The organism is Pseudomonas sp. ACN5 (assembly GCF_002303975.1).
Classification (GTDB): domain Bacteria; phylum Pseudomonadota; class Gammaproteobacteria; order Pseudomonadales; family Pseudomonadaceae; genus Aquipseudomonas; species Aquipseudomonas laurylsulfatiphila.
On sequence record NZ_MRCP01000001.1, the window covers coordinates 430,103 to 450,341 of the forward strand.

Here is a 20,239-nt window from a genome sequence, read left to right on the forward strand (position 1 = left end):
CACTCTCTACATAATCAGGGACACATGGAAGATGAGTCACCCCTCACAGTTCACCTTGTTGCGTACCCGGCGCTTCCTGCCGTTCTTCATTACCCAGTCCCTTGGGGCATTCAACGACAATGTGTTCAAGCAGTCGTTGATCCTGGCGATTTTGTACAAGCTGACCATCGAGGGTGACCGCTCTGTCTGGGTCAACCTGTGTGCGCTGCTGTTTATCCTGCCGTTTTTCCTGTTCTCGGCCCTGGCCGGGCAATTCGGGGAAAAGTTCGCCAAGGACGCGTTGATCCGCCTGATCAAGCTTGGGGAAATTGCCATCATGGCGGTCGGCGCCGTCGGTTTTCTGTTCGATCACCTGTCGTTGATGCTGCTGGCGCTGTTCGCCATGGGCACCCATTCGGCGCTGTTCGGGCCGGTGAAGTATTCGATCCTGCCGCAGGCCCTGCGTGAGGAAGAACTGGTCGGTGGCAACGGCCTGGTGGAGATGGGCACCTTCCTGGCGATCCTCGCCGGCACCATTGGCGCCGGAATCATGATGTCTTCGGCGCATTACGCACCGGTGGTATCCACGGCGATCATCGGCATTGCCGTGCTCGGCTACCTGGCCAGCCGCAGCATTCCCCGGGCGGCGGCCGCCACGCCGCAAATGCGCCTGAACTGGAACATTTTCAGCCAGTCCTGGGCCACATTGAAACTGGGCCTGGGGCAAACACCGGCGGTGTCACGCTCGATTGTCGGCAACTCATGGTTCTGGTTTGTCGGGGCGATCTATCTGACGCAGATCCCGGCCTATGCCAAGGAATGGATGCACGGCGACGAAACCGTGGTGACGCTGATTCTGACGGTGTTCTCGGTCGGCATCGCATTGGGTTCGATGCTGTGCGAGAAGCTTTCCGGACGCAAAGTGGAGATTGGCCTGGTGCCGTTCGGATCGTTCGGCCTGACCGTCTTCGGTCTGCTGCTGTGGTGGCATTCCGGTGGAATTCCGGACAGCACCGCCGGCCATGGCTGGATCGACATCCTCGGTTTCGGCCACACCTGGCTGGTGTTGCTCGACATCCTCGGCCTGGGCGTCTTCGGCGGTTTCTACATTGTGCCGCTGTACGCGCTGATCCAGTCGCGCACAGCGGAGAACGAGCGGGCGCGGGTGATTGCTGCCAACAACATCCTCAACGCGCTGTTCATGGTGGTGTCGGCGATTGTCTCGATCGTCCTGCTGAGCGTGGCCAAGCTGTCGATCCCGCAGTTGTTCCTGGTCGTGTCGTTGCTGAACATCGGTGTCAACGCCTACATCTTCAGGATTGTCCCGGAGTTCACCATGCGTTTCATGATCTGGCTGCTCAGCCATTCCATGTATCGCGTGGAGCACCGCAATCTGGACCTGATCCCCGACGAAGGCGCGGCGCTGCTGGTGTGCAATCACGTGTCGTTCGTCGATGCCTTGCTGATTGGCGGCGCGGTACGTCGGCCGATTCGCTTTGTGATGTATTACAAGATCTACAACCTGCCGGTACTGAACTTCATCTTCCGTACCGCGGGGACGATTCCGATTGCCGGGCGCCAGGAGGACATCCAGATATATGAACAAGCTTTCACGCGCATTGCCCGGTATCTGAAGGACGGTGAACTGGTGTGCATCTTCCCCGAGGGCAAATTGACCGCCGATGGCGAGATCAACGAGTTCAAGGGCGGCTTGACGCGGATTCTCGAGGAGACACCGGTGCCGGTGATTCCGTTGGCCTTGCAGGGGTTGTGGGGGAGTTTCTTCAGTCGCGATCCGAATAAAGGGCTGTTTCGCCGGTTGTGGTCGCGGGTGACGTTGGTGGCCGGGCCGGCGGTTGAGGTGGCGGAGCCGGCCAGGTTGCAGCAGTTGGTGGGGACGTTGCGCGGGGCAGTTAAATAGTCGGCGACAGTTCGGGCCTCTTCGCGAGCAAGCCCGCTCCCACATTGGAATGCGATCGAATGTGGGAGCGGGCTTGCTCGCGAAAGCGGTAGTGGCCTAAGCGCTGACCTTGAGCCCAACGAGCCCGCTAATGATCAACGCCACACTCGCCAGCCGCACCAGCGCCATCGACTCGCCAAACAGAATGATCCCGGCGATCACTGTGCCAACGGCGCCGACACCGGTCCAGATCGCATAGGCTGTGCCCAGCGGCAATTCCTTCATTGCCAGGCCGAGCAGGCCAAGGCTGATAGCCATGGCCGCAACGGTCAATACAGTGGGGAGCGGGCGGGTGAAACCGTCGGTGTACTTGAGGCCGACGGCCCAGCCCACTTCGAAAAGGCCGGCGAAAAACAGAATGATCCAGGACATGAAGACCTCCATCGTCTGACGGGGTCGTCCCCTGATTAATGACTCGATCGAGCCGCGAGGTCGTCCTCGCGATGGGCAATATAGTGCCCAGCATTAACCCGGGGATCAAGTTTTCCAGTCAGTCGCTGACCTGTTGCGCCGTCATTTCCCGATCCTGCTTTTCACTCATGCGGCGGAAGTACGTCGAGAGCAATGCCCCGGAAATGTTGTGCCAGACACTGAACAATGCACTGGGCACTGCCGCCAGCGGCGAGAAGTGCGCACTGGCCAACGCGGCGCCCAAGCCGGAGTTCTGCATGCCGACTTCCAGGGCCAGGGACTTGCGCTGGGCCAGAGGCAGCTTGAACAGGCGCCCGGTGAAGTAACCCAGCAGGTAGCCAAAGCTGTTGTGCAGCATGACCACGGCCATGATCAGCAGGCCGGACTCGGCAATCTTCGCCTGGCTGGCGGCCACCACTGCCGTGACAATGATCACGATGCTGACCACCGACACCAGCGGCAACACGTCCACAGCGTGGCGAACCTTGTCGCCGAGCACCCGTTGGGCAACCACGCCCAGCACGATCGGCAACAGCACCACTTGCAGGATCGACCAGAACAACTCCATGAACGACACCGGCAACCAGGCCGAGGCCAGCAACCAGATCAGCGCCGGCGTCAGCAGGGGGGCGAGGAGGGTGGTGACGGCTGCGATGGCCACCGACAGCGCCAGATCGCCACGGGCCAGCCAGGTCATCACGTTCGACGAGGTGCCGCTTGGGCAGCAGCCGACCAGAATCACACCGACGGCGATTTCCGGCGGCAAGTGGAACGCCTGGCAGAGCAACCACGCCACGCCCGGCATGATCACGAAATGGGCAACCACGCCCAGGGCCACGCGCCAGGGATGGCGAGCGACTTCGGCGAAGTCTTCGAGCTTGAGGGTCAGGCCCATGCCGAACATCACCAGCCCCAGCAGTGGCACGATGGCGCCTTTGAGGCCGAGGAACCATGCCGGTTGCAGGAACGCCACGACAGCGAAAATCAGTACCCAGTAGGCGAAGGTGTTGCCGACAAAACGACTCAATGCAGCCAGTGCGCGCATGGCCTGATCCTTGTTTTAAGTGACGCTACAAAACCCCTGTAGGAGCGAGCTTGCTCGCGATGGTGTGTCAGACAAAGAGGGGCGACTGACACACCATCGCGAGCAAGCTCGCTCCTACAGAAGAGATCGCTAGCCTTTAGATCCCCTGCGGAGTCTCTTCGCCGCCCAGTGCTTCAACCAGCGCCGGCAGGAAGTCGCCGAAGGTCAGCATCATCAGGGTGAAGCTGGCGTCCAGTTGGCCCAGGGCTTCGTCGCCGCCGTCCTGTTCCGCCTGGTCTTGCAGCAGGTCTTCGAACTTCAGGCGCTTGACCACCATCTTGTCGTCGAGGACAAACGACAGCTTGTCCTGCCAGGCCAGGGACAGTTGAGTGACCACTTTGCCGGTGCTCAGGTGCAGCTGGATTTCTTCGCTGGTCAGGTCCTGGCGCTTGCAACGCACAATGCCGCCGTCTTCGTGGGTGTCGCGCAGTTCGCACTCGTCCAGCACAAAGAAATCGTCCGCGGCTTTCTGCGTGGTGACCCACTCGGTCATGGTCGCGGTCGGAGACATTTTCACGGTCAGCGGACGCACCGGCAGGGTGCCGATCACTTCACGCAGGGTCGACAGCAAGTCTTCGGCGCGTTTCGGGCTGGCCGAGTTGACCAGGATCAGGCCCTGTTTCGGCGCGATGGCGGCGAAGGTCGACGAGCGGCGGATAAAGGCGCGGGGCAGGAAGGCCTGGATGATTTCATCCTTGATCTGATCGCGTTCCTTCTTGTAGACCTTGCGCATTTGCTCGGCTTCGATCTCTTCGACCTTTTCCTTGACCGCGTCACGCACGACGCTGCCTGGCAAAATACGTTCTTCCTTGCGCGCGGACACCAGCAGGAAGTCACCGCTGACGTGCACCAGTGGCGCATCTTCGCCTTTGCCGAATGGCGCGACGAAACCGTAGGTGGTCAACTCCTGGCTTGCACATGGGCGCGCCAGTTTGGTGGCCAGTGCAGTTTCCAACGCCTCGGCATCAACAGGCAGATCTTGGGTCAGGCGATAGATAAGCAGGTTTTTGAACCACATGGGGTGAGTCTCTCCTTTATACAAAGGGGGGCATTATTGTCTTCGCCGTGCCATAGGCCAACCTTTCTCTAAGCCTTTGGAAGGCCTGAGAAAATTATTTAAAAAAGTGCTTGCCAGAGGTTGGGTCGCTCCGTAGAATGCGCGCCACACCGAAGCGAAGGGTGATTAGCTCAGCTGGGAGAGCGTCTGCCTTACAAGCAGAATGTCGGCGGTTCGATCCCGTCATCACCCACCATTCGTTTCATGTGTTTAGCGCAGCGGTAGTTCAGTCGGTTAGAATACCGGCCTGTCACGCCGGGGGTCGCGGGTTCGAGTCCCGTCCGCTGCGCCATATTTGCTTCCACTAAGGCCCACTGAACGCCTGGAAGCCACGGAAATAGCGGCCTTGAGCCGCTTTTTTCGTTTTCTGAATTCCACTGGAATCCATCCCCAGCCACGGTTTTTAAGTACACATTTGAGTACACCGCTGGCACAGCCTTTTACGATTCCTTGCGCATCAATTTTTGTATTGGTCCGTCTACCGCTGGGTTGTATTCGCCTCCTTGATACAAAAGGAGGTGTCTGATGGCTCTGACAGATACAGCTATCAAGCAAGCCAAGCCCGCCAGCAAGCCTTATACGTTAGCTGATGGGGATGGCTTATCTCTGCAAGTGCCCCCGACGGGTTCGAAGCGTTGGCATTTCCGTTTCTATTGGCATGACAAGCAATTGCGTATTTCCCTCGGCATCTATCCCGACGTGAGTCTCAAGGAGGCTCGCCAGCGGAGAGAGGCTGCACGTGCGCTGGTGGCCAACAATATCGATCCACGATCACATCGTCGCGCCGAGCGCCAGAAAGCCTCTCACGCCGCCAGCAACACATTTGAAGCGGTTTCTGATCGCTGGCATGAGTTCCGCAGTAAAAAACTGACGAAAAGTAAGAAGGGCAGTGCAGGGCAAGCCAGCAAATACCTGAAGAAGGACATGCTGCCGTGTTTGGGCGATCTTCCGATCGCGGATATTTCTCGTGGTGACGTGCTGGAGCTCATTAGGCGAATTGAGCGCAGAGGCGCACTGGTCTCTGCTCGAAAGGTGCGCACCTGGCTCAACCAGATCTTTCGTTTTGCTATGGCGGAAGGGCTTATTGATGTGAACCCAGCAGCAGACCTTGATATCGTTGCCGAGACGCCGCGGCCGGTCCGCCATAATCCCTTTCTCCAAGTTAATGAACTTCCAGGATTGCTCAGAACCGTCGCCCACTATGAGTGTGCAGAAAAGACACGGCTTGGTATTCGTCTGTTGCTTCTGACGGGCGTGCGTACAGGAGAGCTACGGGCGTCGACGCCAGACCAATTCGACCTCGATAAGGGGATCTGGCTGGTGCCACCGGAGGGCGTGAAGCAGCTCCGAAGTCGTGTGCGAACACAGGGAAATGAGATTCCACCTTATGTGATTCCGCTGTCTACTCAAGCAATTGCAATTGTGCAGCGGCTGATGCAGTTAAGGACGCGCGGTGCGCGGTATCTGCTGGTTCACCGATACGAACCGCAGGAAATGATCAGTGAAAATACCCTTAACACCGCGATTAGCCGGATGGGTTACAAAGGGAGGCTCACCGGTCATGGCATCAGGGCCACCATCTCAACGGCGCTCAACGAGGTTGGCTTTGTAGAAGAGTGGATTGAGGCGCAGCTTTCACACGCTGATGCCAACCAAATTCGGGCTGCATACAATCATGCAGAATACGTCGAGCCGAGACGTAGGATGATGCAATACTGGGCGGACTTATTAGATGCACTAGAGGTCGGCGTTTCGCCCCCTGCGCCTGAAGCTTACATGCCGCAAATCGGGCGACCTTCAACGGATTTTCTGAGCGCGCAGCGGGTACCTGCTGATTAGTAGTCCGAAGTCAGGCTATGCGATCAAGGTCGGACAGGATAGATTTGAGGAGACCAAGGAGTGACGCACTGCGGCATGACTCCTTCGATCACTGATCAGGGAAGAAGGGCTTTGAGAAAGCCAAAGTGAGGAACAACGGTGAGTGCTACTAATTCGATCAACTGGATCGACGAAATCGCAGCTGAATCAGGTAGGCGAGATATTTCTCCGCGGGGGTTTGCTTGACGCCTGAGACAATCACTCGACTACTAGCCTCTATGAGCGCCGCCAGCCTCCTAGTGATGTACGGCGCTAGTCTTTCCATGGATCCTCCTAATAGTCTGCCGTCAGCTAGAGAGGTGGCAAAGCGCTGCTTCTATAAATACCGTCTTGATTTGGATGCAAATTGCGACCTCACAGACGCGAAGATCCCTCCTGCGCCGGTCGGCGTTCCACGTGTTGTAGCTACTGCATGAAGGGCGAGACTGTGTTAATCAAGTCTTCTGTGCTGCCCGAACGTAGAGCAAACGGCCCTTGGAGCGATCTAGCGCTTCACACCATCGGCTGGCGAGCATTTCAGGATCTATGCTCCCAGATTTGCGAGGTCGTGCTTGGCCGGCCCGTGGAAATCTTCCGCGAAGCTCAAGACGGCGGTCAGGACGCGGTCTTCCTCATTTCTGCAGAAAACGACGCCTTGTTGATCGGAACCGTGCAATGCAAGCATACGTCCGATGCCGCAAAGGCGTTGAAGCTCAGTGATCTCACCGCCGAGATTGCTCATGTCGAGGAACTGGTCAAAGCCGGTCAAGCAGAGACCTACGCCTTCATGACGAACATGAGCGTAGATGCACCCGTCGCAGCCGCAATGCGTGCCAAACTCCGCGCGCTTGGCGTGCGTAAGCCGCACATTCTCGGTCGCCAGTATATCGTCCGTGTTATCAGGAGCAGCGCGCGCCTCCGGGCCCTCGTTCCGCAGGTCTACGGCCTAGGCGACCTCACATCGATCGTAGATGAGCGGCTCAGCGAGCAGAGCCGGGCGTTGCTTGACAGCTGGATTCCAAAGCTCCGCACCTATGTGCCTACCCAGGCTCATCGCGATGCGGTCAACGCGATCTCTGAGCACGGCGTAGTGTTGCTACTCGGTAATCCCTCTAGCGGTAAATCGGCGATTGGCGCCATCGTGTCGACCATAGCGTCGGAAAATCCAAACAACACAGTACTTGCTCTGACCAGCCCGCGCGACTTTGAGGCCGGTTGGAATCCTAATGATCCGGGGCGCTTCTTCTGGATCGACGATGCCTTCGGCTCCAATGTGCTACGCGACGATTATGTGCAGGACTGGACGTCTGCCTTCTCCAAGCTGCGGGCCGCGATCAAACATGGCAATCGATTTCTTATAACTTCCAGAAAACATATCTATGAAGCGGCGCGGCGCCGGCTCGGGCAGCGCAACCTTGCCCAATTCGCAGACGGCAGCGCCGTGGTGGATGTCGGCGAGTTGACGTTCGAAGAGAAGACGCAGATTCTCTATAATCATGTGAATTTCGGTGAGCAGAGCCAGAGCTGGCGATCGAGCATCAAACCGCATCTAGCCGCTGTCGCTGCGGTTCGCGATTTTCTCCCAGGGATCGCGGAACGTCTCGGCGACCCAAACTTCACCAAGGGCCTAGCGCCCCGCGAAAGCTCAATCGTACGCTTTATGGAGGAGCCGACAGAGCATCTGATTGATACCGTCAACGCCTTAGATGATCAGCTGCAGGCCGCGCTCATCCTCGTGTATGTCCATCAGGCCGGATTCAATCCTAGCGATCATGACGCTTCGGCCGCACAGGCGGTCGCTGAGCTGACTGGGTACACTCTCACTAAGATTCAGGATTGTTTTGCTGAGCTGAAGGGCTCGTTCCTGAAGCTTTCCGGATCAAAATGGACCTTCGCCCATCCGACGATCTCCGATGCCCTCACGGAGATTCTGCGCCAGAAGCCCCATATGATGGCGGCGCTCATACGAGGCGCGACTATCGACACCATTCTTAGCAGCTTCACGTGCGAGGGCTCGCCGCTCATTCGAGATGCGCTTGTCATCCAGACAGCCCTCGACGACGCTCTGGTCGCACGACTTGGCCGCACGCCCGACGAATTGCACCGCAATTGGATGCTGTTCCACTTCCTCTCCTATCGTTCGAGCGAGGCCGTGTTCGCCAAAACCGTCGAGCAATTTCCCAATCTACTTCGACGGTCCTGCTGGCAATCTGATCTAACTAGCAACGATCCCCGGATCGCCACCTATGCACGTGCTCATCACCTCAGCGTCTTGCCTAACGATCTGCGCTCTGACGTAGCCGACAGGCTGGAATCTGCCGTGCTCAACGGTCTCGACGTCTCCTTCTTCGACGAGCCACAGATGCTAGCGGTCATACCGCCGCTAAGGCTTATCGGTGTGGGCTTGGCGCTGCGGACAACTGTGCTGCCGTCGCTCGAAGAGAGGATCGATGAGATCGCCGCCGACGCTGACTTGGACGAAGAGCCTGACAGCCACTTTAAAAAGCTTCTCGGCGTGCTTGATCGCATTGAGACGATTGGTGTCGACGCGGACGCCACGGCTTTGATCGACGACGCGCGCGATCACGTGAAAAGCTCAGTCGAGGCGCTTGAAGAGCGCAAGCGCCAGCATGATGAAAGCTCCGAAGACGAAGCGGATTGGACGCACATCGTGACGCAAAAGAAGGAGGAAGCTCCGCCTTCCACCCCCGTCGTGACAAAGCGCTCGGTGTTCGACGATGTCGATAAATAATAGTCGAGACATCAAGCAATCGCACTCCGACGCGTCGGGCACATCCTTCTCCTATAGCGCGGAAGCAAGGCGTCCCCTGCGGGGCGCGGCCGCCGCTCAAGCCGGCTTCGACTATCAGCTAGACGTCTCGATCCTCGCAGCCCTGCAACTCCTGCTCATTTCCAAAGCGGCTACGCGCCTGGTGCTGGAACCGGCAAACGAGGAAGATCTGGAGGCGGATCTGGAGCCCAACGTGCCAGGACGCGTACAACCCAGTGCGACTGTCTCTGGCGGATATAAGCTTGTTATCCAAGTCAAAATGGACAACGGCGAGCCCTGGTCGGTCGAAGATTTCGAGGATCTGCTCAGGCACGGTTCCGACAAAAAAGGTGGACGCCGAAAAGCACTGCATCATCTCGACGATCCGAACACCCGTTATCTGCTCGTGACCAATGCCGACACCAAGGGTGTCGCGCGTAACCTGCTGGTTGAAGGCTTCGAAGAGGTATCCGACAAGGTAAACTTCCCACCGAGCCTTCATGCCACATTGAAAGCTTCGCCCGAAGGTCGCGTCGCGATCTGGGGCAAGCTCACCGAAAAGCAGCTGGCATCCGATATCCGGGAACTGATGTCGGACCTGCTGCATGTCCCGAAGGTCGAGCAGCCAAATTTGATTGCAAAGCTGCGTCTCGAAGCCAAGCGGAGGACCCGAGGCAGCACGCCTGGTCTATGGACGAGCGACGATCTTCTCGCGACGGTAAGGACTCACGGCGGGTTCCTGGCCAGCTCTGCCAGCCTCGAGCATTTCGTGGCGCCTGCGAACTTCGATGAGATGCTCAGAATCCTAAACGACAAGAATGCAGTCGTGATTATGGGCCCTTCAGGTACGGGCAAGACGCAAGCGGCGCTCAAGCTATGCGATATCGCGCGACGGCGCGATGGTGCGTTGGAAGTCGTTACCATCGGCGCGGACGATTCGCCGAGCAGCGCGCGTAAGGTCGTTAACAATGGATCGACACTCTTCTATGTCGATGACCCGTGGGGCCAATTTAGCCTTCGCGGGGGCAGCGAAGCATGGACCGAGCAGTTACCGCGCCTGCTCGCCAAGGCCACGCCGGATCACCAGTTCGTCATCACGTCCCGCAGCGACATGATGCAGAGCGCCAAGGTCGGGGTGAGTCTCAACGCCTGGTCAGTCGAGTTGGATGCCGGCCAGTATCGGGATGGTCAACTCCGCGACATTCATGACAATCGCATGGATCAGCTACCAGCCGCGCTGCAAACCACGGCGTACGCGTTTCGCAATCAAGTGCTAGACAAGCTTGGGACGCCGCTCGAGATAGAGCTGTATTTCGCCCATATGCAAACCGGCCCCGATGCCGGGGAAGAAGAACATATCTTCTTTCGCCGGTTGCTCGAGTTGGCGCAGCGCGATGCGGTGGAAGGTGTCGTCGTCAGAGCACTATCATCCATCGACACTTGTGGAACCTCAGCCATCGTTTGGGCGCTGCTGGCGGCGCGTGGCCAGTTCGACCGCGGCCAACTTCACGCTCTTCAACGCGCCCTACGTGGACTTGATCGAGCGCTAGGCGATGGCCTGGATCGCCTCGTAGACCGTATGGTCGCGGCCCGCCATCTGCGGCAGCCGGCCCGCACGATCGCCTTCGCTCATCCGAGCGTCCGCCAAGGCTTTGAGGCCTTCGCAAGGGGCAACTGGGGGCAGAGCGAGTTTGCGATCGGGACCCTGATCGCCGCGCTCGTTCAGCTGCCGTCAACGAATCGCAACTGGGGCATGGAAACGGCAGCACGAGTTTATGAAGCTGCTCGCACGTTCGCTGGCCGACAGGACGTTGACCAAACCTTCGCAATTGACTCCGACAGCCAGGAAGCGATCGATGCCTGGCTGGATGAAAGCCTCATGGACCCAGGCTCCAAGTTCGCACCATTGCTGGAGCTAGCGTCCGAGGTAGGTAGCGATGCCTCGATACCAAGTCGCGTGGCGCGATGGCTGTTGAAAGGTACACAGCGGGGGGCTTCTTTCTTCACCCGTAACTGGCAGCCGCCGATCTTTAACGATGCCTGGTACGACACTGTGTCCGCGAGCCCCATCGGGGCCAAAGTCGCCGCCCGATTTATTCGTGAGGAGCTTGGCTTCGACCGAGGGGACTACGGAGCGGACTTCGCTAAGCGGCTCGATCGCTTCGCACCCAACCTGACCGCCGCCTATCTCGACGCCGCGCACGAGATGGTCGGCCACGGCTTCGAGCTTAACGCTAACGCCGTCGCGGCTGGCGCCGTGCGTGACCTAGCAGGATTCGAGAGGATAGTGCAGGCTGCGTTGGACGACCTCGCGAGCGTCCACCGTCAACACGCCAAGAGTGGCCGAGAGGAATGGCGTGCAATTGAGGATGGCGAACGTGACCATGCCGCTGAAGAGGCCGCGCAGTCAAACCATGAAGGCGACGGTTACACATCCGGTGTTTTCATTGATGCCTACATCCGTCAACTTCGCGCAGAGGGTCGCTGGCTGGTCCTTGCCAACCATCCGCGCGTAGCGGAATTGGTCCGTGCCTGGGCGCAGGCGCTCTCAGCCTCGCCGGGACCGGTAGGTGAGGGCGAGCTTCAAGCCATTCTCGTAGCGGGAAATGGCATGGATGAAGAATCATATGTCTGGGTGGCAGCGCGAGAGCATTGGTGCGAAGCGCTGGTGCCTACGCTTACGGCGCGGATTAGCTCAGTCCCCTCTGAGGTGGATCTGCTTGACGAGCTTGCGTTGACAGCGCTGAAAGTCGCACCAAATTCCCTGGTCGTCGCATTCCAGGTGAATAGTGGGCAGCCTGATCGACAAGTCACCTTGCTAACTGCCATGCAGCGCGCCGGCCGGCAACTCGGGAAAGACAGCCACGCGGCCACAATAAGTCTGATTACACGTGCCCTTCCAAGGGAACTAAAGGAAATCTACAAAGCGCTCCCGATCAGGAAGCGGAAAGCTCGAAAGATCAACGGTCAGACGCTTTTTTTCCTGACGGCTTGTGCCTCGCAACTCGATGCGGATGCGCTCGACCTTGTCGTGCCTGTCATCATCGCCAGTAGTGGCGACGCCTCGCCAGCGATCACCAAGTGGCTGATCATTGCCAGCCGTACAGAGCATGCCGTCAGTGCGACCGAGGCGGCGATTGCGATTGGCGATACCGTCCTTGTTGAGGCTGCGCTTCGCCACCAGCGCGCCGACGCGCGTCGTACGGCGCTGTTTCATCTGGCGCCGACATTCCCGGACCCCTTGCCGCCGACAATCCTCGCAATGGCATTCGATCCTGGAAGTCGCGTTCGCCGTGCCTTAGTCGCCCTGCTTGCAGCACGGCCGCATCCGGATCACCTCAAAACGCTGTTGTTTCTGATACATGACACTTGGTCGAGTGCCGAACCGCACTACGACGAGCCCGAGAGCTTTGATATTGCGCAAGAGGCGGTCTTTGCCCTTGCAGTGAATGGTCCCTTGTCCGATGAAATCGGCAATATTCTTCTCGATCTTGCCGCCACAACGCTCGACCGTGCGCTTAGTCAAAATGCCCTGATCGTCGCAGCGCGTTGCTGCAGCGCCAGAATCCAGCAGGAAATATTGAACCTCGTCAATATTCCGGAAGCCCGTTGGATACGGCTCGACGCGATTAATAGCCTAGCCGACGCCGAATCCGTCGACCCTAGCATTATTGCGAGTCTGACATCCGCGTTTTTGCTGAGTGCACCGCCAATCCTTGCCGCGTCAGCGGCTCATCTCGTCGGCGCCCATGCCTCCGCGGAAAATGCCCTTAAACTCTTTGAGCGGGTCGCCAACTCGAACAAGCGACGTGCTCTGCTGCTGGTTGGCGCCAACGCCATGGCAAAGCGTGATCGCACGATAGCCGATCGAATCCTCGAAATGCTTGAACCGGACCATCCCGGACGTCAATTGTTGAGGGCTTCCGAACCTCTTTCAGCCTCTATTCTCGATAATCTCGGCAAAGTTCAGTTGAGAGAAGCTGTCCGAAAGCGGCTTGGAGATCGCATTGTCGTTCCTTGAGCAGCGCAGAGAACGGGCAAGTACAAGCCCGCTTGCTGATCGCCCACCTGAAGTTTGAATCGCCACGAGTTTCGTAGACACCGTCATATGCGGGCTTCTGTGCCAGCAAATCCAAGTGCTGAATTATCCATGAGGTAGTCAGTTTGGCTTTATCGCCAGTCTCCGAGATGCTCAGCGCCGCCGTTCGTTCCCGTTGAGCACATGGCACGGCCTGCATACGGCTTGGAGGATTGCAGTCTGATGAGCTTTATCGAGGAGTTGCAAAGCAGCGTGTCCCAGCGGCAAAGAGAATGGCTCTTTGTCCAGCCAGTTAAAGCGGGAAAATATCTCCCCGATCTGGGGAGGGCTGAGTGTCTGAATGATCTGGGTGATCATAGCGTTAAACTCGGGAGACACGTGGTCAACTTCAGTTGAGGTGGCGTTCCCGCACCGTTCGCATATTGTGTGTGTCGATCTATAGCTGGAAATTATAGGATGCGCGGCATCCCTGAGCACGCGATCCAACCAAGCCATTTCGTTACGTGGGTCGATACACTGCATCCATGATACCCCGTGCCAGCCATAGGCTGGAAAGTAGCCTTGGAAATCGTAAGCCGCTCCGGCCCTGTATAGTTTTCGAAAGCTAGTAGGGCGGATGCGTTGCGCCGCGCAATGGTAATGCTTTTGGAGTATGAGGTCGGCAATGAGGGATGACTCAAATTCCTGTCCGAAATCAACCGCTGCGATTTCCTCCCGAATCACCGCCTTGAGCCGGGTTTTCGTCATTCCTCGAAAGAACTCTTTGCCTCGGCTCATTTTGATCCCTGGAGTTAGGCTTGTCTGGCCAGCCATGTGTTTTCATTTTTAGCGGTTGGTATCTTATGCGGTTTCTGTGTCCGGAAATGCCCAATCTCCCGGACCAGTGACCTCTCCAACTTCCGAGAAAGACCTACGCCGCGGTACCAGCCGGAATTCCATTCACAGTCGCTTTCACGCCTGTACGAGGGTTTCCTTCCAGGTAGATAGTGTTCAATAGCTGCTGATCTGAGACGCTGGAAAACTTCTGCATCAAGTGTCGAGCTAGACTGTCGCTTGCGGTAGTAAGGATCAAATTCATATTCGGCATTGATGTCGCCGCGAGCCTGAAAATATCTAGCATAGCCACGCGGTTCAAGTCATCCAGGTGAGCGATCGGCTCATCTAGCAGGAAACTGCCGCCGGTATTTTTCGCTCTGGCAAGATAGAGAGAGAGCGCCAAGTCTTGCCGCTGTCCTTGGCTAAGTTTTTCTTGAGCCTCCAACGGTGTGTCGTGGCCTTCAGCGAGTACCATCCAGTTCAAATCGTCCCCAGAGACACTTAGCTTATGATAGACCTCGTTGGCGTGCATCCGAGAGAATAATTCAGTCGCGGGCCCTAGAAGGGGAGATAGGCTCGAAACGGTCGCATCACGGACATGGTCGCCGTATCGACCGATCGCGTTGTCTGCGGCCGTTATATGGCTTTGGCCTGCATTGAGCTTCTCTTTTACCAACTGTTTTTCTTTGTTAAGGTTTATCAATCGCTCAGAGTCGTCATCGACACTCAAAAGAATTTTACATTCGCTAATCTTAACTTCATATCCTTCGGCCCTCGCGAGTTCTCCTTCCACGCGAGCTTGTGTGGCGGAGTGCAACTCCACGGAGACTGGGAGACCGCTGTTGACTTCGTTCCACTGGCTTTGGAAACGATTCACTATTTCAGAAACCGCCTCAATGCTGGCGTTGACCTGGTGAGACTCTTGGGTTTTGGCCTGAATATTTTGAAGCTTCTGGGCAATGGAGCGGGCGAGAGGCGGTTGCTCCGCATCACCCGACTTAAGTTGTTGCTCGAAGTGCTGGGTGTAATGGATCAGGGCCTGTTGTGCAGCGAGTACCCCAATTCTTGCGTCGGCTGAGTACGGCAGCTGAAAGAACTCATCAATCTTTGGCAAGGCCTCAGCGATTGTTTTTGCATCAATCGCGATTTTGATACGGTTGAGTAGGTGTTCAAAGCTGTTGACGTCAGAGGTTGAAAACTCAGCTTTATTCATGGTGGTTAAATAGCTTGTTTTCTCGTCAATTGACTTCAGTTTATCGGTTACCGATTTAAGTTGGGTGGAATAATCTTCAGCTGAAGACTGCTGTAGGCTAGCGGTTTGTAATGATGAGCTCCAGAGCTGCTCGGTCGACTGAGCAGCTTCCAATTTAGTTTTTGCCGTCTGCAGCTCTGGTGTCGTAGCAGCGTAAGTGAGGTGCTCGCGCAATGCTTCAGCCGATTTCCAGTCATGGCTGCATAGGGGGCAATGACCACTTGTGAGGGAACTCACCGCTTCATGTCCTAGAACTTTTAGACGATCTATTACGTTCGATAACGCGTCAAATTCGGCTTGAGCTTTAACTCGTGCTTGTTTGGCCTCATCTGCAGATTTTGATGTCTGGACGAAATTAGCTGGTGGAACAACAGGGCTGCGCAACAGATCTTTTTTTCGTTGGAGAAGATCTAAAAGAATGTTCTTGTTGCTGATCAAGTATTCAATGGCATCCCGCCATCGCAGTTGCCGGTCTTTATCCCAGCCATATTCAACGAAATTTTTCTGAAAACTTTCGAAGGAAATATCTGGGTGAGGGAACTGCTGGATGAAGACCGGATCCGTAATAATGGCGTCCCAACGATCCAGAATCTCAGTATTTTTTTTTGCCCAGTCAACATTAATCTTGGCTTGGCCCATTCGTGCATTGAGGGCAGAGAGCTGCTCAGTTAGCTGGCGGTGCTCATTGTTCAAGGTCGTTGTGGCCTCGGTAATTTCTCTGAGCAAATCTCGGTTGATTCCTAGCAGCTGAAGACCGGACTCGTATTCCGCCCATCCCTCTTGCAACAAACCTAACACGTTCTTCTGGCGCTTCGCAGTCTGCAGTAGGTTGGCCACCTTGAATTGAACAGTTTTGAAATCATCCAGAAGGTTTCCTGTTAACTGAGTGCCTGGAAGTCCAGCTAGCACCTCGTTCAGCTTGTGAGCGACCTGGTCCCGCCCGATGCGGCTTTCAGAAAGCCTTTCTTCAAGAGCTTCGATTTCGGTAGCAAGCTTCTGTAGCTTTGTCTCCAACCCTTGAGTCTTGGGGAGCTCAGTCCGGTATTCCTTCAAATTGCTGAGTGTGCTAGCAAGATGGCCCAGCCCTAATATATCCGCAAATATCTGTTGTCGGAGCGACGATTCACTGTTGTCTACCAGAAGGGCCAAGGAGTTTGCGTATAACCACCTGCAATTGCGCAACCAGTCCCGACGTGCTTTGGTCGTTGCTTGAGTACTACTGCCGGAAACAGATGCTGGCGTGAGCATTTCGAGTAGGGTCGCGTCTCTAATCTGTCGCTTTCTGCGATCGTCATGTTTCTTGATAGCGGCTTTACCATTGACCCGCTCTAGCTGATAAGTCTCACCATTTATCTCACATTCGGTGCTTACGGAGGTGTTCCCTGATCCCCACTGACAAGAAAAATCCGTGGTTGTTGGAAGGTCGCCTACTTTATTTGTGAGCAGCCATTCTAATGCATAGCATATGGTGCTTTTACCAGTGCCGTTGGCTGCGTGAATAATCGTCAGTGGTGCGTTCAGGGGGATTCGTAGAATATCCGGCACGCCTCGAAAATTCTGGATCTCTACCGAAATAAATTTAATAGGTAAGTTATTCATTCAAATCCCACTTCTTTCCATGAATGCGTGCGAGTTCCTTTCCTTTTGACGTCGCCAGAGATGCCAGAAGATTAGTCATTTCGTCATTGTCAGGGACGAATTGAGAGTAGCCAGCTTGTTCAGAAGGCTCTGCCAAACCAAGCGGTGTGATGCGTTGGCACCGCTGCCAGCCATCTGCGTCCTGGTACACGACGTGCTTCCTGACGAACCTCGTGTCTTTCTCGACTTCAATAATGAATTGCTTAAGCTCTTCATTCGATTGAGTCAGCGCTAGCACTAGGTAACCATCCACCACTGCTCCCTTCCTCTCCAGTCGCAGAAGTCCGGCGTCAAGAAACGCTTCAGCATGCTTTGTTTCTTTCCAAGCTTCCTGTGCCGTAGGGCCGTCGATGCGTATAAGTAAAACCGATGCAAAGTGGGTCGACCAATACTTCACTTGAGTCGTTGGCGGAGGGCCTAGCCAGTGAGAATCGTCTGTAAACTCTAAGAGTCCCTTCTCTGGGGATATGAAACCGGCTTTTATGGCTCGCTCATCCAAGAGCATAATCAGGTCACTGAGCATCTAGTGTTTTCCTGCGAGTAGATATGTCGCCCATAAAATCTTCAGCGGGAATGGACTTAGTCTTGTCGTACATCAACTCAATCCCGTCGAGAGCGAAGAAGTAAACCTTATTCACCATTGCAACATCAGTGATGGAGTCTTTTCTTTGCGGCGGGGTTGATATGTCGAAGCGCTCTCGACTGGTTTCGTCATCATCGGTGGGTTCGCCGGGTTTGGTATCCTCAACACGACCAATTCCGTTCGCGAATACAACTAGTTGTGGATGATTGGCAGTGCCTCTGGCCCATCGATAGAGGTCGTTTGCCATATCTCTTACACCGAAATCGTCATTTGCCCACGCCAGCACGTTGTACTCACCTTCAGCGTTGCTGAATTGCAGATGGCCTTTCGTACCTGGTTCTGTAATCCAAACAGAGTCTTTGTGCGTCTTGAGATAGCTGAGCGCTTTCACAGCTCTCATTACATATTTTCCGGAAGAGGCCATATCCTCCAGGGTAAAGTCGTTATCAGGCATCACTCCATATCTGGTTTGATATGCTAGGCCATGTGAGTCCTTGATGCTTCCTGCTTGCACGAGAGCGTTAAGTCGCTGAAATTCTTCTTTTACCACGTCAAGATAATGAGCTTCCGGTGGATGGCGGTCGAAGAGTTCGTGGAACTCCAGAGCGCTAGGCTCCAAGTCATCTTGGACTACGCCATTTTGCAGTCTATGACCCTTTACACGCTCCAGAGAGCCATTCGCATCCCACGTCAGGGTGAGCGTCATGCCACCACTGGTGCTCCTGCGCATGACACGGCTTGGGGGCTGTATCCCTGGTAGGCTCGAACGGGTGCTGTGTGCTACGTCTGCAGCTGGAAATATCCCGGTTGCGCTGTGAATCTTCATCGCACAATTTCGCAACTGCTCACTATTGGCAGCCGCAACTACAACCGAAGAAGCCAGCCGTCTTGCGTAATAATCCGGCAGAGATTTAGCGATCCCCTTGAGGTCGGAGATGTGCTGAGAGGCGAGGACCAGATTCTGCCGGCGTTGTCGATCGTCAGCTTGGCTCGCGATAATTCTCCGCAATTGAGAGTTTTTATTATGAAGTGGATTAGTGAAATCATTTCCTAAGGTAGGCCAGACGATAAGATCCTTGAACGCCAGCCTCAGAGAAATGTTACCTCGATCAAAGTCAGTATTATTAGGTTCGTTTTCAACCAGAACATAGCAGTTGATAAGCCCTTCAGCAGGGTCGGTTACCCAGCACCATCCAGCCCTGAATTTCTGTGCGGATGCCGGCTTCCAAGAAGGGTCTATGGACGACATTCCGTCGGTTGCAGTCCAGTCGATCAACATAGCGCCGGTGACCTCTCCGCATCCGACTACGAATACGAGAGGATTTGGGTAGGCTTTTACAAGGGCGTTTATGTCGCTCCATTGCCCAGGAACAGCGCCTGCTGAACCTCCCGCGAGCACTACGGGGCGGTTACCAAAGCTTTGCTCGAATATCCCTACTTCCGGAGCAAGCATGGTCTGTAGAAAAGGAATTAAATCCTTACCCTGGATGAGTCCAATATTGAGTTGATCGCCCTCACGCAGCTCCCGATCAATGTACTCTGTACGGATCTTTTTTAGGTACGGCTCGTCAGCACCTGAAAGCGCTCCACCTTGAGATACTAGATAGTCACGAATGCTTTCGATAATCGCAGCGCTATCGGATTCTAGTTGGAAATAGGTACGCTTTACTGTTTGGTACTTGGTCACGAGGCTTGAAAGACTATCTTTCTTTAAAACCGCAGTCCGTAATTGCGGTATCCATTGCCAGACAATATTGCACAGCTCATCTTTTGAGAGGTCTTTGAGCAGGGGGTGTTTTTTTAGGGTTTCAGATCTGGTGCGCACTGTACCGCATTTTGTCTGGAAGGTCGCACGCAAGTCATCAAAGCGCGCCTGCCCCGTCCCTTGCATAAACTCAAAAAGCTTGGTGCTGACGCTATCGGCAACTGCGACGTAATACCTAAAGGGAGTTCCCGGAGCTGAGCAGATTTGAGGTCTGATGTGAGCATATAAAAAGAATTTACAGATCTCATAAATCAGTGCTTCGAGCTCGAGTGTTGTCTTCAAGCGCTTGCACTGAATTACGCCGACGGGATTGCCATCGTTGAACAAAATTACGTCGCGCCCTTGGTCTGCGCCGTCATTTAGACGACTTACAGTGTCGAACCAGTCCTCTGAGCCAGCTTTCAGTTCAGCGCGAAAGACATCAGCGACCAAAAGCTCAAAATGAGCATCACCCATTCGTTCGAAAGGAAGCTGGCCGGAGTCGAGGGTGAACAGCTCGGGAGCTTGAGTTCTATCCTCTCGAACAGCCGCTTCGTCTTCTGGGGAGATGAATGATAATGCTTCTTCAGCCAATTTTTGCTCCTAGCATTGAGTGACTGACATTGTGGGGGAAGCGTACTTTTCTCTTGAATGTAAGCCCTGACGACCATTTCGCGAATCTCGGAGCCAGGATCCATCCGTGGTTAGAAAAGCTGCGTAGCTCCGAAACGCTCCGACAGGGAAGCGGGGCAATGCCAAGCTGCCATCATCATAAGCCGTGCGGCGATGAGTAGCTAGAATGTCCAGACGAAGAGGGCATGGCCAGCATTGCTGCGGTTCAATTGGTGGCGTTACGGACTTTACCGTAGCAGGACTTATCTTCTAGGACCGCGTAACGCTCTCTAGCACTATCGACCTGAGGGGATGATCGAGAGACGTTCGGGTTCAAGGACAATGGCTCACTCGGGTGGTAAGGGGTTACTTCAATTACCACGCGGTGCCTGAAAACCTGATACGTCTTGGGGAAGGGGCGTTCGGCGGTCTGCTGT

General features: G+C 55.6%; 11 protein-coding genes and 2 tRNA genes. 6 read left to right on the top strand and 7 right to left on the bottom strand.

Annotated features, from left to right (window positions below; all coding sequences use genetic code 11):
* Window positions 1-31: 31 nt before the first annotated feature.
* Entirely contained in the window at window positions 32-1,900 is a 1,869-nt protein-coding gene (locus tag BSF40_RS02115) for an MFS transporter (RefSeq protein ID WP_095963925.1), read from the top strand.
* 96 nt (window positions 1,901-1,996) lie between these two features.
* On the opposite strand, the gene sugE is transcribed toward BSF40_RS02115, so the two are convergent.
* The 3 genes from sugE to rdgC form a co-directional block, all read right to left on the bottom strand.
* Window positions 1,997-2,311, bottom strand: coding sequence for a quaternary ammonium compound efflux SMR transporter SugE (gene sugE / locus BSF40_RS02120; protein WP_007977599.1), 315 nt, complete (start codon window positions 2,309-2,311; stop codon window positions 1,997-1,999).
* Window positions 2,312-2,429: 118 nt separating this feature from the next.
* Window positions 2,430-3,395, bottom strand: coding sequence for a bile acid:sodium symporter family protein (locus BSF40_RS02125; RefSeq protein ID WP_095963926.1), 966 nt, complete (start codon window positions 3,393-3,395; stop codon window positions 2,430-2,432).
* Window positions 3,396-3,531: 136 nt separating this feature from the next.
* Window positions 3,532-4,452 (bottom strand): recombination-associated protein RdgC, encoded by a 921-nt coding sequence (gene rdgC, locus BSF40_RS02130; protein WP_007969735.1) that lies wholly within the window; start codon window positions 4,450-4,452, stop codon window positions 3,532-3,534.
* A gap of 159 nt (window positions 4,453-4,611) precedes the next feature.
* Between rdgC and BSF40_RS02135 the strand changes: the two genes are divergently transcribed.
* From BSF40_RS02135 to BSF40_RS02160, 5 genes are all read left to right on the top strand, one after another.
* A tRNA-Val gene (locus BSF40_RS02135) sits at window positions 4,612-4,687 on the top strand.
* Between the two features lie 19 nt (window positions 4,688-4,706).
* Window positions 4,707-4,783 (top strand) — tRNA-Asp (locus BSF40_RS02140).
* Between the two features lie 233 nt (window positions 4,784-5,016).
* Complete coding sequence (locus BSF40_RS02145) at window positions 5,017-6,330, top strand: integrase arm-type DNA-binding domain-containing protein (RefSeq protein ID WP_095963927.1); 1,314 nt, start codon at window positions 5,017-5,019, stop codon at window positions 6,328-6,330.
* Window positions 6,331-6,781: 451 nt separating this feature from the next.
* Complete coding sequence (locus tag BSF40_RS02155; RefSeq protein ID WP_201799153.1) at window positions 6,782-9,100, top strand: hypothetical protein; 2,319 nt, start codon at window positions 6,782-6,784, stop codon at window positions 9,098-9,100.
* Entirely contained in the window at window positions 9,087-13,139 is a 4,053-nt protein-coding gene (locus BSF40_RS02160) for a hypothetical protein (protein ID WP_256589405.1), read from the top strand. The genes BSF40_RS02155 and BSF40_RS02160 overlap by 14 nt, the downstream gene beginning before the upstream one ends.
* A 171-nt stretch (window positions 13,140-13,310) precedes the next feature.
* On the opposite strand, the gene BSF40_RS02165 is transcribed toward BSF40_RS02160, so the two are convergent.
* The 4 genes from BSF40_RS02165 to BSF40_RS02180 all read right to left on the bottom strand — a co-directional run bounded on the left by BSF40_RS02165 (window position 13,311) and on the right by BSF40_RS02180 (window position 19,784).
* The gene (locus BSF40_RS02165) at window positions 13,311-13,970 is read right to left on the bottom strand and encodes a hypothetical protein (RefSeq protein WP_095963928.1); all 660 of its coding nucleotides are present in this window, start codon (window positions 13,968-13,970) and stop codon (window positions 13,311-13,313) included.
* Window positions 13,971-14,067: 97 nt separating this feature from the next.
* On the bottom strand, window positions 14,068-16,824 hold the full coding sequence (locus BSF40_RS02170) for an AAA family ATPase (protein ID WP_095963929.1): 2,757 nt from the start codon (window positions 16,822-16,824) through the stop codon (window positions 14,068-14,070).
* Window positions 16,817-17,386, bottom strand: a complete 570-nt coding sequence (locus BSF40_RS02175; RefSeq protein WP_095963930.1) for a hypothetical protein — start codon at window positions 17,384-17,386, stop codon at window positions 16,817-16,819. The genes BSF40_RS02170 and BSF40_RS02175 overlap by 8 nt, the downstream gene beginning before the upstream one ends.
* Window positions 17,376-19,784 (bottom strand): ABC-three component system protein, encoded by a 2,409-nt coding sequence (locus tag BSF40_RS02180; protein ID WP_095963931.1) that lies wholly within the window; start codon window positions 19,782-19,784, stop codon window positions 17,376-17,378. The genes BSF40_RS02175 and BSF40_RS02180 overlap by 11 nt, the downstream gene beginning before the upstream one ends.
* Window positions 19,785-20,239 lie beyond the last annotated feature (455 nt).